The sequence below is a fragment of the Ferrovibrio terrae genome, assembly GCF_007197755.1.
GTDB classification, from domain to species: domain Bacteria; phylum Pseudomonadota; class Alphaproteobacteria; order Ferrovibrionales; family Ferrovibrionaceae; genus Ferrovibrio; species Ferrovibrio terrae.
The window spans coordinates 1,894,031-1,907,076 of record NZ_CP041636.1 but is presented as its reverse complement, the minus strand read 5'-3'; the positions used below and the strand labels follow the sequence as shown (position 1 = coordinate 1,907,076).

The 13,046-nt window shown below is 65.9% G+C and carries 11 protein-coding genes; 6 read left to right on the top strand and 5 right to left on the bottom strand.

Annotation, left to right across the window (positions count from 1 at the left end):
* Window positions 1-12 precede the first annotated feature (12 nt).
* A complete protein-coding gene (aroB, locus tag FNB15_RS09290) occupies window positions 13-1,137 on the bottom strand; it encodes a 3-dehydroquinate synthase (RefSeq protein ID WP_144068427.1) in 1,125 nt (374 codons plus the stop codon).
* A complete protein-coding gene (locus FNB15_RS09285) occupies window positions 1,134-1,769 on the bottom strand; it encodes a shikimate kinase (protein ID WP_281287797.1) in 636 nt (211 codons plus the stop codon). The genes aroB and FNB15_RS09285 overlap by 4 nt, the downstream gene beginning before the upstream one ends.
* A 189-nt stretch (window positions 1,770-1,958) precedes the next feature.
* Here FNB15_RS09285 and FNB15_RS20945 point away from each other — a divergent pair, with 189 nt between their 5' ends.
* The 4 genes from FNB15_RS20945 (at window position 1,959) to FNB15_RS09270 (ending at window position 6,044) form a co-directional block, all read left to right on the top strand.
* A complete protein-coding gene (locus FNB15_RS20945; RefSeq protein WP_185973791.1) occupies window positions 1,959-2,099 on the top strand; it encodes a hypothetical protein in 141 nt (46 codons plus the stop codon).
* Window positions 2,100-2,101: 2 nt separating this feature from the next.
* Complete coding sequence (locus tag FNB15_RS09280) at window positions 2,102-4,045, top strand: hypothetical protein (RefSeq protein WP_144068426.1); 1,944 nt, start codon at window positions 2,102-2,104, stop codon at window positions 4,043-4,045.
* Between the two features lie 6 nt (window positions 4,046-4,051).
* A complete protein-coding gene (gene xerD / locus FNB15_RS09275; RefSeq protein ID WP_144068425.1) occupies window positions 4,052-4,963 on the top strand; it encodes a site-specific tyrosine recombinase XerD in 912 nt (303 codons plus the stop codon).
* 103 nt (window positions 4,964-5,066) lie between these two features.
* The gene (locus tag FNB15_RS09270) at window positions 5,067-6,044 is read left to right on the top strand and encodes an HpcH/HpaI aldolase/citrate lyase family protein (protein WP_144068424.1); all 978 of its coding nucleotides are present in this window, start codon (window positions 5,067-5,069) and stop codon (window positions 6,042-6,044) included.
* Window positions 6,045-6,191: 147 nt separating this feature from the next.
* On the opposite strand, the gene FNB15_RS09265 is transcribed toward FNB15_RS09270, so the two are convergent.
* Genes FNB15_RS09265 through FNB15_RS09255 form a run of 3 tightly spaced genes read right to left on the bottom strand, consistent with a single transcriptional unit; the run spans window position 6,192 to window position 10,369 of the window.
* Window positions 6,192-8,156 carry a polysaccharide biosynthesis protein gene (locus FNB15_RS09265; protein ID WP_246068831.1) on the bottom strand — a complete coding sequence of 655 codons (1,965 nt, stop codon included), beginning with the start codon at window positions 8,154-8,156 and terminating at the stop codon, window positions 6,192-6,194.
* 9 nt (window positions 8,157-8,165) lie between these two features.
* Entirely contained in the window at window positions 8,166-9,200 is a 1,035-nt protein-coding gene (locus tag FNB15_RS09260) for an MraY family glycosyltransferase (protein ID WP_144068423.1), read from the bottom strand.
* Window positions 9,197-10,369 carry a glycosyltransferase family 4 protein gene (locus tag FNB15_RS09255; RefSeq protein ID WP_144068422.1) on the bottom strand — a complete coding sequence of 391 codons (1,173 nt, stop codon included), beginning with the start codon at window positions 10,367-10,369 and terminating at the stop codon, window positions 9,197-9,199. The genes FNB15_RS09260 and FNB15_RS09255 overlap by 4 nt, the downstream gene beginning before the upstream one ends.
* Before the next feature lie 155 nt (window positions 10,370-10,524).
* Between FNB15_RS09255 and FNB15_RS09250 the strand changes: the two genes are divergently transcribed.
* Window positions 10,525-11,814 (top strand): nucleotide sugar dehydrogenase, encoded by a 1,290-nt coding sequence (locus FNB15_RS09250; RefSeq protein WP_144068421.1) that lies wholly within the window; start codon window positions 10,525-10,527, stop codon window positions 11,812-11,814.
* A 71-nt stretch (window positions 11,815-11,885) separates the two neighbouring features.
* Window positions 11,886-13,037, top strand: a complete 1,152-nt coding sequence (locus FNB15_RS09245; RefSeq protein WP_144068420.1) for a CobW family GTP-binding protein — start codon at window positions 11,886-11,888, stop codon at window positions 13,035-13,037.
* Window positions 13,038-13,046: the final 9 nt, after the last annotated feature.

Here is a 13,046-nt window from a genome sequence, read left to right as displayed (position 1 = left end):
GGCGGCGACGCTTCAGGCCGCCACGAGCTGTTCGGCGAGCAGGGTTTCAACCGCTTGCGGTGTCACATCGCTGCGCTCCACCGCGCGGCCGATCGCCTCGGCCAGGATGAAGACCAGCTTGCCGTCGCGCACCTTCTTGTCCTGCTTCATATGCTCGAGCAGCACGGCCGGCTTGAACTGCTTCGCACCATCGACATCGGCGAGTCGCGCCGGCAGGCCGCTCTCGGCCAGATGGCTTTCCACGCGCGGCGCCAGATCGGCGGCGCAGAGCCCGAGCCGGCCCGAGAGATGGAATGCCAGCGCCATGCCGACCGCCACGCCCTCGCCATGCAGCAGGCGCTGCGAATAGCCGGTTTCAGCTTCCAGCGCATGACCAAAGGTATGACCCAGATTCAACAGCGCGCGCTCGCCTTCCTCGCGCTCGTCCGCCGCCACGATGCGCGCCTTGTGGGCACAGCAGCGCGCCACGGCTTCGGTGCGCAGGGCGATATCGCCGGCCAGCAGTTTGGCGCCGTTCTTTTCCAGCCAGGCGTAGAAGTCGGCATCGCCGAGCAGGCCGTATTTCACCACCTCGGCATAGCCGGCGCGCAACTCGCGCGGCGACAGCGTATCCAGCAGCGCGACATCGGCCAGCACGAGTTTCGGCTGATGGAAAGCGCCGATCAGGTTCTTGCCCTGGCGGCTGTTGATCGCGGTCTTGCCGCCCACGGAACTGTCCACCTGGGCCAGCAGCGAGGTCGGCACCTGGATGAAATCCATGCCCCGGCGCAGCACGGAGGCTGCGAAGCCGACGAGGTCGCCGATCACGCCGCCACCGAGCGCGATCAGGTGGTCGCGCCGCTCGATCTTCAGCGCCACCAGCGCTTCGCACAGATGTTCGAAGCCGGCATAGGATTTCTGCGACTCGCCCGGCGGCAGAATAATTGCCTCGCAGCCGATATTCTTCTGCGCCAGCGCGCGCTTCAGCGTGTCGAGATGCGTGGCCGCGACATTCTGGTCGGTGACGATCACCGCAAAAGGCCGGCGCAGCAGCGGCGCGATATGATCGCCCGCAGTCTCCAGCAGGCCACCACCCACCTTGATGTCATAAGCGCGCTGGCCGAGATCGACGCGCACAGTTTTCGGCGTGGTGTTCATTCTATCGGACCAATCCTGCCATCGTCTGCGACATGTGCTGCCTGGCGATAGGCTTCGGGCAGCACCTGGAGAATCTCTTCGACCACCGCCTCATGCGGACCATCCAGGCTGGTGACGGTGAATTCGGCCTCGGCGTAGACCGGATAGCGTTCGCGCATCAGCCGGTCCAGCGTGCTGCGCAGATCGCCGTTGGCCAGCAGCGGGCGGTTGCTGCGGCGCGCACAGCGTTTGACCAGCACATCCAGCGAGGCCTTGATCCAGATCGAATGGCTGCGCTCGCGGATGCGCGCGCGCGTCTCGCCATTCATGAAGGCGCCGCCGCCGGTGGCCAGCACGATGCGCGGCTGGTCCAGCAGGCGGGCGATTACCTTGCGCTCGCCGTCGCGGAAGGCCGCCTCGCCATGTTCGGCGAAAATTTCCGGGATGGTGGCGCCGGCCGCCTTTTCGATTTCGGTATCGGCATCAATGAAATCGAAGCCGAGCCGGGTGGCCAGCCGGCGGCCGACCGAGCTTTTGCCCGCGCCCATCAGGCCGACCAGAACCAGGCTGCGCAGCGCGGCCGCGGCATCGCCGTCAACGTCCGCGGCAGCGGACGGAGCGGCCATGGCGGAAACGGTGTCGGTGCTGCTCACGCTGAATTCCGTAATTACCGGGCGCTTCGATGATCAGGCAGGCCAAATAGCCGGATTTGCCTTTGCTGCCCGCCAATTGCCTGGGGCCGGCAGCGCCGATACAATAGAGCAATCGAGTCATATTTCCAGCACGCCCGCCGCAGCCGAACCGGTTGCCAGCCGGTTTGTGCAAGTCGGGAGTGTATCTGAATGGCCCGTTTGTCGATGATCATGGGGCTGGTCCTTATCCTGCTGGTGGGCGGCGGCGTCGCCTTCCTGGCCAGCTGGGATATTCCCGCCCCTCGTTCCAAGGTCGAAAAGGTCATCCCGGCCGACCGGCTCGGGAAATAGCCATGTCGTCGCGGGGGAAGGTCGGTTCGAGGGCCAGCCTGCTGCTGGCCGCCAGCCTGGCTCTGCCTCTGGCCCTGGCAATCCTGCCGGCGCAGGCCCAGCCGATCCGCCTGACACCCCCGGGCGGCAGCCAGGAACCGGCTGCCCAGCAGGAACCGGCACCGCAACTCACGCCACCCGTCCAGACGAATACGATGCCCGCTGGCAGCCAGCCTCTGGCGCCTCCGGCCATGCCATCGCCCGTGATGCCGCCTGCACCCCAAGCTCAGACATTGCCAGCCCCGCAACCGGTGCTCGGCGAGACGACTGGCGCTCAGGCCACGGAAAGCGGCAGCAGCAATCCGAAGGCTGCTGAATTCGTCATCCAGCCGCTGAATGCGCCCGACCCGTCGTCAGGCGGATTGCTCGATGATGGCAATGGCGGCCTCGGCACGGCGATGTGGCAGAGCTCGAATCGCGCACAGGCCGTGCAGGCGCTCGGCGTGCTGCCGGCACCGGTGTCAGGTACCGCCCTGCGCGATCTGCAGCGCCGCCTGCTGCTGAGCGTCGCCGAAGTGCCGCCCGGCACTGCGGCCACCCCCAGCATCCTTGGCCTGCGCGTGGCGCAGCTTTATCGCCTGGGCCGCCTGGCCGAGGCCGAGCGGCTGGCATCGCTGCCGTCGCGCGATCTGAAGGATCCAGTCTTCCGCGAACTGCCCTTCGATCTGGCGCTGCTGAAGAACGACCTGCCCAAGGCCTGCGAGATCGCCGCCAATGGCCTGCGCGAAGACGCCTCGGCCGTCTGGCAGAAGGCCGCCGTGCTGTGCCGCTACAACGCCAAGGACATCGCAGGCGGCGACCTGGCGCTCAGCCTGTGGCGCGATGGCGGCGGGAATGACCCTTCCTTCAACACGCTGGCCGCCGCTTTGCGCGGCGATGCGCGCGCCAAGGTCGAGACATTGGGCGGCGCCAGCCCGCTGCATTTCGCCATGCTGCGCGCCGCCGGACGGCCGCTGCCCAAGGATGTGCTGGACGTCGCCACGCCGGCCCTGCTGGTGGCGCTGGCCGGATACGACAAGGCCGATGCCGAATTGCGGCTGATGGCAGCCGAACGCGCCGTGCAATACGGCGCGCTGACGCCCGAACTGCTGGGCGAGGCCTATGCGGCCGCTGAAATCCCCGAGGCACAGCGCACCGCGCTGCTGGCCAATATTGTGGCCGGCAAGGACAAGAGCGTGCGTGCCGCGGCTCTGCTGTACCAGGCGACCAAAAACGCGACCGACGCCAGGACGCGGGCCGACCTGATCAAGCGCGCCTACGATCTGGCGGTAGCGCGCGACCTGCTGCTGGTGACGGCGGCAGTCTACAAACCGCTGCTGAACAACCTGGTGCCGAACGAAGCCAGCATCGCCGCCGCACCTGCGGTGATCCGCATGGCGCTGGCCGCCGGCGAGACCGGCACGGCGCGGCTGTGGCGCAACATCCTGCTGGCCCTGCCGCCGGAGCGCGACAATGCCGGCGAGATTGTCGCCGAGGCCTGGCCTTTGCTGCTGATCGCCGGCGAAGACGGCGACTGGCGCGACAGCCGTTACGAAGCCTGGATGACCGCGCAGGCCGAACTGCCGGCCGCCGAACGCAACAACCGCGCCGCGCAGCTGCTGACGCTGGCCGAAGCCGCCGGCATTGCCGTGCCGCCGGAGAAATGGGACAGCCTGCTGGCCGCGGCCGCCGGCAACGACCGCCGCGGCTCGCCCTCTGTGGCCGTGTGGCGCAACCTGCAACGCGCGAATGCCGCCAAGGCAAAAGCCGAAACCGTTGCGTTGGCGCTCGCCATGCTGGGCGGCAAGGGCAGCCTGGAGATCGACGGCCAGGGCCTGGCCAGCGCGCTCGGCGCGCTGCGCGATCAGGGCCTGACGGCGGAAGCCAAGCAGATCGCGCTGGAAGCGGCGCTGCTGCGCGGTTTGTAAACGCGGATGGCCCGCGCCAGCCGCCATTTCGACAGCTTCCTGGAAATGCTGAGCGCCGAGCGCGGGCTGGCGCAGAATTCGCTGCTGGCCTATCGCACCGATCTCGCCGATTTCAGCGGCTTCCTCGCCGGCCGCAATGAAAACCCCGAAACTATCGGCACCGATGCGCTGCGGCTCTACATGCAGGGCCTGTCGGATGAAGGCATGACTGCTGCCACGGCGGCGCGGCGGCTGTCGGCACTGCGGCAGTTCTTCAAATTCCTGGTGCAGGAGAATATCCGCAAGGACGATCCGGCCGCTTTGCTGGATGCGCCAAAACGCGCACGGCCTCTCCCTAAGCTGCTGAGCGAGGACGACGTCGACCGGCTGCTGACTGAAGCGCGGCACTTGCGCGACGATCCGGCAGAATCCGCGCGCCTCACCGCCTTGCTGGAAGTGCTCTACGCCACAGGCTTACGCGTCAGCGAACTGGTCGGCCTGCGCTGGCCGCCATTTGGCGACGATGCGCGCTTTCTGGTGATCCGCGGCAAGGGCAACAAGGAACGGCTGGTGCCCCTGTCTGAGCCGGCGCGGCAGGCCATCAAGGACTATGCCAGCTGGCGCAGCGACTTCATCGAAGGCAAGACCTCGCCCTGGCTGTTTCCGTCGCGCGGCGAGAGCGGCCATCTGACACGCCAGCGTTTCGGCCAGCTGCTGAAGGACCTTGCCGTTGTCGCCGGCATCGATCCGGCCAAGGTTTCGCCGCATGTGCTGCGCCATGCCTTCGCCAGCCACCTGCTGGCACGCGGCGCCGACCTGCGCGCCGTGCAGAAGATGCTGGGGCATGCCGATATCAGCACGACCCAGATTTACACCCACGTGCTGGAAGCGCGGAAGCAGGCCCTGGTGCGCCAGCACCATCCGCTCTCTAAAGCATAGATTTCACAGGCATTTCCAGGTTACCCCAACGTCAGGCTTGCCAAATCCTCGCGCGCCAGTTAGCAGGTGCAGCATAGGGAAAAACAGGGAGAACAGGCGCGCCATGAGCTTCAAGACCATCACCCCCGCCCCCGCCCGGCTGAATCGCTGCGAACTGGCGGTGCCCGGCAGCAGTGTGAAGCTGTTCGAGAAGGCCGCGAAAAGCGCCGCCGATGTGGTCTTCCTTGATCTTGAAGACGCCGTGGCGCCCGACGACAAGCCGCAGGCGCGCAAGAATATCGTGCAGGCGCTCCATGATATCGACTGGGGCCGCAAGGTGATGTCGGTGCGTATCAACGGCCTCGATACCCATTACATGTATCGCGACGTCGTCGAGGTGATCGAAGGCGCCGGCGACAAGCTCGACCTGATCATGGTGCCCAAGGTCGGCACCGCGGCGGATATCTACGCCGTCGACATGCTGCTGACCCAGATCGAGACCGCCAAGGGCTTCAAGAAGCGCATCGGCATCGAGGCGATCATCGAGACCGCGCTCGGCATGCAGAATATCCACGAGATCGCCGCCGCCTCACCGCGGATGGAAAGCCTGCATTTCGGCGTCGCGGATTACGCCGCCTCGACGCGGGCGCGCACGACCTCGATCGGCGGGCCGAACGCGCTCTACGGCGTGCTGACCGACAAGGACGGTGACAAGCCGCGCGACTATTTCTGGGGCGATATGTGGCACTACGCGATTTCGCGCATGGTGGTGGCGGCGCGCGCCAACGGCCTGCGTCCCATCGACGGTCCGTTCGGCGATTTCTCGGACAACGAAGGCTACACCGCGCAGGCCAACCGCGCCGCCATTCTCGGCTGCGAAGGAAAGTGGGCGATCCATCCGGCGCAGATTCCGCTGGCCAACACGGTCTACACGCCGCCGGAAGCTGAAGTGACCAAGGCGCGCCGGATTCTCGAAGCGATGAAGGAAGCGCAGGCCAAGGGCCAGGGCGCCGTGGCGCTGGACGGCAAGCTGATCGACATCGCCTCGATCCGTCAGGCCGAAGGCATCGTCAAGCAGGCGGAACTGATCGCGAAGGGGTGAGGCCCTTAATTTGTCATCCCCGCGCCCGGCGGCATTGCCGCCTTACATATATTGTCGCGCAAAGCGCGACGGGTGGGGATACTGATTGCAGCACACGGGCTGTTCCGACACTGGATGCCCGCTTCCGCGGGCATGACGACTTGAACTTCAAGCCGCGGGGCGATTCACGGGCGCGGCAGTCTCGCTGCTGCTGCCCTGTCCGTTCGGTGCATGTTCGAATTCTGGCACCAGCGCGGCGATGCCGGCCACCACCGCCGCCGTGTCGCGCCGCTCGGCATGATGGATCAGCGTGGCAATCGCACGCTCGAGTTCGGCGCGGTCAATGATGCGCGGTGCCGCCAGCATCACGCCTTCCTGCGGCGTCGGCATGGTGGTCTCGGCGCTGTGCAGCACTTCTTCATACAGCTTCTCGCCCGGCCGCAGTCCGGTGAAGACGATCTTCACATCCTTGTCGGGCTGACGGCCGGTCAGCCGGATCATCTGGCGCGCCAGATCCTGGATGCGCACCGGCTCACCCATGTCGAGCACGAAAATCTTGCCCTCGGCATGCACCACGTCGTTCGGCATGGCGGCGGCCTGCAGGATCAGTTCGACCGCCTCGCGTGTGGTCATGAAGAAGCGCGTGACATCGGGATGCGTCACCGTCAGCGGACCGCCACTGGCGAGCTGGCGCTGGAACAGCGGCACGACCGAGCCCGACGAGCCGAGCACATTGCCGAACCGCACGGTCACATACTGGGTCGAGTTGCGCTGGCTGGTGACGCGTTCGAGATCGAGGCTCTGGCAGACCATCTCGGCGATACGCTTGGTGGCGCCCATCACGTTGGTCGGATTGACCGCCTTGTCGGTGGAGATCATCACCATCACGGCGACGTTGTGGCGCTGGCAGGCCTGCGCCACAACATGGGTGCCGCGCACATTGGTCAGCAGTCCTTCGCCGGCATTGGCTTCCACCAGCGGCACATGTTTGTAGGCCGCGGCATGCAGCACGATATCGGGCCGCTGCGCCGCGAAGACGGTTTCCACCGCATCGGCATCGCGCACATCGCCCAGCACGGCCACGCGCGGCAGCTCCGGCATGCGCTCGGCCAATTCCATGTCGATCTGATAGAGCGCGTGTTCGCTCTGCTCGAACAGCACGATGGCAGCTGGCTGCAGCGCTGCCACCTGGCGCACCAGTTCGGAGCCGATGGTGCCGCCAGCGCCGGTGACCAGGACACGACGGCCGGCAATCAGCTGCGTCACCGCGCTGCGATCCAGCACGCGCTGCGGCCGGCCCAGCAGGTCTTCCACATCGATCGACTGCACTTGCCCCGCCTCGCTTTCCTTGCGGAACTCGGTCATGCGCGGCAGTCGTGCCACACTGATGCCGAACTGCGAGGCGGTCTCGACCAGCTCGCGGATCACGCGGCCATCCAGCCGGTCATCGGCGATGATGGCGCGACGCGGCCGGTCGATCTCGCGCATGTTGTTTACGATGGCAGGCAAATCGGCCAGCCGTCCGAGCACGCGGATACCACGCATGTCGCGACCATGCCGGCCCGCTGAATCATCGATGATCCCGACAACGCGATAGGAGGCCGGACCGCGTTCCATCTCGCGGATGAAAGTATCAGCGGCGAGGCTGGAACCGATCAGCACCACCGGCACCCGCTTGTCGTCGCCGCGCCACAGCACCGTGGCCAGGCTGCCGTCCTTCCAGCTGCGATACAGGATGCGTGGGCCCGCCAGCAGCAGCATCAGGATGAAGAACTGCATCACCAGCGCGCTGCGCGGGTAGTCGGCGAGGCGGGTGAAGACAAACAGCAGCGGCAGGAAGATCAGCAGCGACAGCAGGCTGCCGCGCAGGATCGCCAGCATGTCGCGCAGCGAGGCGAAGTGCCAGATGCCACGATAGAGTCCAGTATACTGGAAGACCACACCGGCCACGCCGGCAAAGATCAGGGTCGGCAGCCAGGCTTCCAGCGGCGACCATTCGATATCGACAATCCAGAATCGCAGCCAGATCGCCAACGGCAGCGACACTGCCGCCATGACGATGTCATGCGCCGCCACCAGCAGGACGCGGTGGTTCAGGCGCAAGGAAAAGGCGAATCGCGGCTTGTCTTTCATGGGCGGCGGTCATCCTAACGGTTGAACCGGCTCCGCGAAATGCCTGCAAAGGGTGATCGTGGCCGCAATGGCAATCACGATGGCGCCAACGGCGATTTGCCAGCCCAGGCTGCTGGCCACGGCAAGGACGACCAGCAGCAGGTTCAGCGCGGCAATCCGTACTGCCACGGCCGCATGACTGCCCAGCTTGCGCGCGCCCTGCTGGTAGAAATGGCTGCGATGCGCCTGCCAGACCTTTTCGCCGCGCAGCAGCCGGCGCAGCAAAGTGTAGGTGGCGTCGACCCAGTAATACATTGGGAGTATCAGCGCCGCAGCCCAGTGGCCTGAAAGCGCCAGGGCCAGCAGCAGGCCACCGAGCAGGTAGCCCGCCGGAATACTGCCGACATCGCCCAGGAAGACTTTTGCCTTGCCCCAGTTCCACGGCAGGAAGCCCAGCGCCGCGGCCGCCACGATCAGCCCGGATGCTTCTACATCCCCCCCCGTCTGGGAAATCCCGCCCACCAATGCGGCGCCGGCGCCGATCGTCACCATCTCAACGCCGGTGATGCCATTGATGCCGTCCATGAAATTGAACAGGTTGGTGAACCACATCCAGGCAAAGAACAGCACGACACGTTCGAGCCAGGCGGGGGCGAGTCCCTGTGTGACCGTCGCCTCCATCGGCAGCATCGCCAGCACGACGCCGACGCTGACAGCCTGCGCGCCAAGACGGACGCCGACCGGCAGTCCGCCACTGCGATCATCCAGCCAGGACACCATTGCCAGCACTGCCATGCCCAGCAGCACCAGCGGCGCAGTGGCATCCGGGCGCAGGGTGATCCAAATTGCCAACCCCAGCAGCATGCCGGCCGTGGTTGCGATGCCGCCGCCACGTGGCGTCAGTTCGACATGGCTGGAGCGGTCGTTCGGGATGTCCATGATCGCGCGGCGATGCAGCCAGCCGATCAGCGGCTTCAGCAGCAGATAAACGAACAGCCCGGTGCCGGCAGCCACGGCTGCGGCAATCATCCAGTTATCGGCCCAATTGCCGTCCGCGCCGCTCACAGCCCGGCCCCCTGCATGCGCAGCACGCGGTCGTAGGCCGCCAGACTGGCTTCGATGAAAGACTCGACAGAGAATTCGCTCTCGGCAATCGCACGGCCGCGCGTCGCCAGCCGCTGACGCAGCATTGGGTCTTCCAGCAGACGGCGGATTGCGGCTGCCACGGCGTCACCGTCGCCGACCGGCACCAACAGGCCGTTTTCCTCATGCCGCACCACTTCGCGGCAGCCCGGTGCATCGGTGGTGACGATGGCGCGACCGATCGCCGCTGCCTCGATCAGGCCGCGCGGCAGGCCCTCGCGATACGACGGCAGGACGATGATATGCGCGCGCGCCAGCATGGCGGGCATCTCCTGCGCAAAACCCCAGTATTCGACTGTACCGCTCTCGATCCAGTCCTGCAGCACCGCCTCGCCGATATCGGTCTTGTTGTCGGGATCGCGCCGGCCCACGAGGACGAAGCGCGCGCTGACGCCTTCCGCGCGCAACCGTTCGGCGGCGACGACGAATTCGCGCACGCCCTTGTCGCCCAGCAGGCGGGCCGGAAACATCACCACAGGCGGATGCGCGGCATCGATGACCGGCTCGGGCTGTGCGGCAAACACCTGCATGTCGACGCCGCAGCCACGGATCATCACCGAACGGCCGGCCGGCACCAGGTTCAGGGTCTCAAACACCGTGCGGTCGTCGGGATTCTGGAAAATCGTCACGCTGTTGCGATGCGCCAGTGCGAGCCGGTACAGCACCTCGAGCAGGCGACGCAGCAGGCCGGACCTGCCGCCCGCCCCGCCATTGCCCGCACGGATGAAGACATAGCCCAGCCCGGTGATGGCATGCACCACGGCCGGCAGGCCGAGCAGCCGCGCGGCCGCCCCGCCCCAGACCACCGGCTTGACCGAGACCAGATGCAGCAGGTCAGGCCGCAGCTTCAGATACAGGGCGCTCAGCGCCAGCAGCAACCGCAACTCGGCAATCGGGTTCTGCCGGCTGCGGGTCAGCGGGATCGGATGGAAAGTGAAACCCTCGGCCGCCAGCTGGGCGGCAATCGCGGGGTCTTCCGGAGCGGCGACATGCACCGCCCAGCCACGCTGTCGCATCGCCCGGCCCACCGGCAGCCGGTGGGTGGTGAAGAACAGGGCTTCCTGGACGACGATCAGTAACCGACGGGCCATCCCCGCGCTCTACCGGCTGCCGGAGGGCGGGTCAAGATGCTGGAATCCCTCAATTGGCGGCAACCCACGCCGGTAAGGTTGAAGTCCTGACTTTATTGACAGTTGCGGGCCGGGCGGCTACCCCCTACGGGCAGTTTCAGTGAAAGTCCCCGCCTTTGCCCGACTCCGCACCTTCCCCCTCGATCGCCGTCATCGGCCTTGGCTATGTCGGCCTGCCGCTGGCCGTCGCCCTGGCCCGGCATTTCCCCGTTCTGGGCTTCGATATCGACCGCAGCCGGGTGGAAGAGCTTGGCCGTGGCGAAGACCGCACCCGGGAGATCGAGCCGGAAATCCTGCGCAGTTCCAGCCTGCGCCTGAGCGCCGATGCCGCCGAACTGCCCGGCCATGCCATCTATATCGTGACCGTCCCGACGCCGGTGGATGACAAGAATGTCCCCGATCTCGGTCCGGTGCGCTCGGCCTCGCGCACCGTCGGCCAGGCCCTGAAAATCAAGACGGCGCCGGGTGCGATCGTGGTCTACGAAAGCACCGTCTATCCCGGTGTGACCGAGGATATCTGCGGCCCGCTGCTGGAACAGATCTCCGGACTGACCTGCGGCAAGGATTTCTTCCTCGGCTATTCGCCTGAGCGCATCAATCCCGGCGACAAGGTCCACACCGTCGACAAGATCACCAAGGTGGTGGCCGGCCAGACGCCCGCGGTGGCCGCTACGCTCGCGGACCTCTACGGCAAGATCACCTCGGGCGGCATTCATCTGGCGCCGACGATCAAGACTGCCGAAGCCGCCAAGGTGATCGAGAACGCCCAGCGCGACATCAACATCGCCTTCATCAACGAGATCTCGATGATCTTCGGCAAGCTGGGCATCTCGACCTACGACGTGCTGGAAGCCGCCGGCACCAAGTGGAATTTCCTGAAATTCCAGCCCGGCCTGGTCGGCGGACACTGTATCGGCGTCGACCCTTATTATCTGGCGCACCGCGCCGAGGAACTGGGCCATCACGCGCGCATCATCCTGTCGGGCCGCGCCATCAATGACGGCATGAGCGCCTATGTCGCTGAAGCCGTATCGGCGCGCATCGCGCCGGGCGGCGCCGTGCTGCTGCTCGGCCTTACCTTCAAGGAAGACGTGCCCGATCTGCGCAATTCCAAGGTCTCCGACCTCGCCGGTCACCTGAAGCGGCTCGGCCACGCCGTCACGATCCACGACCCGCTGGCCGATCCGAACGAGGCGCAGCACGAATATGGCCTGATGCTGGCACCCCGGCTGGACCAGCTGGCCGGCTTCGATGCCGTGCTGGGCGCCGTGCCGCATGCCGCCTACCGCAATTTCGCCGATACGGAACTGGCGCGCCTGGTGAAAGCCGGCGGCCTGGTGGCCGACCTGAAGGGCATGTGGCGTGACCGCAAGCTGCCGGCCGGCCTGAAATACTGGACGTTGTAGCCGCCATTTCCTGAACGCACTGGACTTCGTACCGGTCCCGCCCGAAATATCCTGCTCGACAGGAGCGCAAGATGTCCGAACAGATCGACCGCCGCATTCCGGTATCCGTCATCACCGGCTTCCTCGGGGCTGGCAAGAGCACCCTGCTCAATCGCCTGCTGCGTCACCCCGACATGGGCGACACGGCAGTGATCGTGAACGAGTTTGGCGAGATCGGGCTTGATCACGCGCTGATCGCCTCCAGCAAAGAGGACACCATCCTGCTCAGCTCGGGCTGCCTGTGCTGTACCGTGCGCGGCGATCTGGTGAACACCTTCCGAGACCTGACTGCCCGGCGCGATGCCGGCGAGATCAAGCCATTCAAGCGCGTGGTGATCGAGACCACCGGTCTGGCCGATCCCGCCCCCGTGCTGCACACGCTGATGAGCGATCCGGTGGTGGCCGAGCGCTGCCGGCTGGAAAGCGTGGTGACGCTGGTGGATGCCGTGAACGGCAGCGGCACGCTGGATCATCACACCGAAGCCGTGAAGCAGGCCGCGGTGGCCGACCGCCTGGTGCTGACCAAGGTGGACCTGGCCGAGCAAAAATCCGTGCAGCATCTGCGCCATCGCCTGCAGCATCTCAATCCTGGCGCACCGGTCTTTACCGCGATCGGTGGCGACATCGCACCAAACCAGCTGTTCAATGCCGGGCTTTACGATCCAAAGACCAAGAGCTTCAACGTGCAGAACTGGCTGCGCGCCGAAGCTTATGGCGACGATCATGACCATCATCATGATCATGACGATCACCATCATGATCACGGTCATGACCACCACGACCATGCTCATGAACACCATGACCACGCGCATTTCCAGACCGCGGAAGGCAAGGTCGACGTCAACCGGCACGATGCGTCGATCCAGTCCTTCTGCCTGACCTTCGACCAGCCTTTCGAGTGGAACACGCTCGCCACCTGGCTCGACCTGCTGGCGGCCTATCGCGGCGACAACCTGCTGCGCGTGAAGGGCCTGGTGAATGTCGCCGGCGTCGACCGCCCGGTGGTGATCCATGGCGTGCAGCACCTGTTCCATCCGCCGGCAACCATTCCCGCCTGGCCCGATGACAACCGGCAGAGCCGCATTGTTTTCATCACCCGCGACCTCAACCGCGAGGTGATCGAACAGACGCTGACCGCCCTGCTGCAGGCCGAACCGTCGGCGCCACAACAGAGCCATCCGTGAGCCCCCCAT

What these genes read in the sequence shown, in the direction of transcription:
- aroB (WP_144068427.1), bottom strand. Translation starts at nt 1,137, where the DNA reads ATGAACACCACGCCGAAAACTGTGCGCGTCGATCTCGGCCAGCGCGCT.
- FNB15_RS20945 (WP_185973791.1), top strand. Translation starts at nt 1,959, where the DNA reads ATGGCCCGTTTGTCGATGATCATGGGGCTGGTCCTTATCCTGCTGGTG.
- FNB15_RS09280 (WP_144068426.1), top strand. Translation starts at nt 2,102, where the DNA reads ATGTCGTCGCGGGGGAAGGTCGGTTCGAGGGCCAGCCTGCTGCTGGCC.
- xerD (WP_144068425.1), top strand. Translation starts at nt 4,052, where the DNA reads ATGGCCCGCGCCAGCCGCCATTTCGACAGCTTCCTGGAAATGCTGAGC.
- FNB15_RS09270 (WP_144068424.1), top strand. Translation starts at nt 5,067, where the DNA reads ATGAGCTTCAAGACCATCACCCCCGCCCCCGCCCGGCTGAATCGCTGC.
- FNB15_RS09265 (WP_246068831.1), bottom strand. Translation starts at nt 8,156, where the DNA reads ATGAAAGACAAGCCGCGATTCGCCTTTTCCTTGCGCCTGAACCACCGC.
- FNB15_RS09255 (WP_144068422.1), bottom strand. Translation starts at nt 10,369, where the DNA reads ATGGCCCGTCGGTTACTGATCGTCGTCCAGGAAGCCCTGTTCTTCACC.
- FNB15_RS09245 (WP_144068420.1), top strand. Translation starts at nt 11,886, where the DNA reads ATGTCCGAACAGATCGACCGCCGCATTCCGGTATCCGTCATCACCGGC.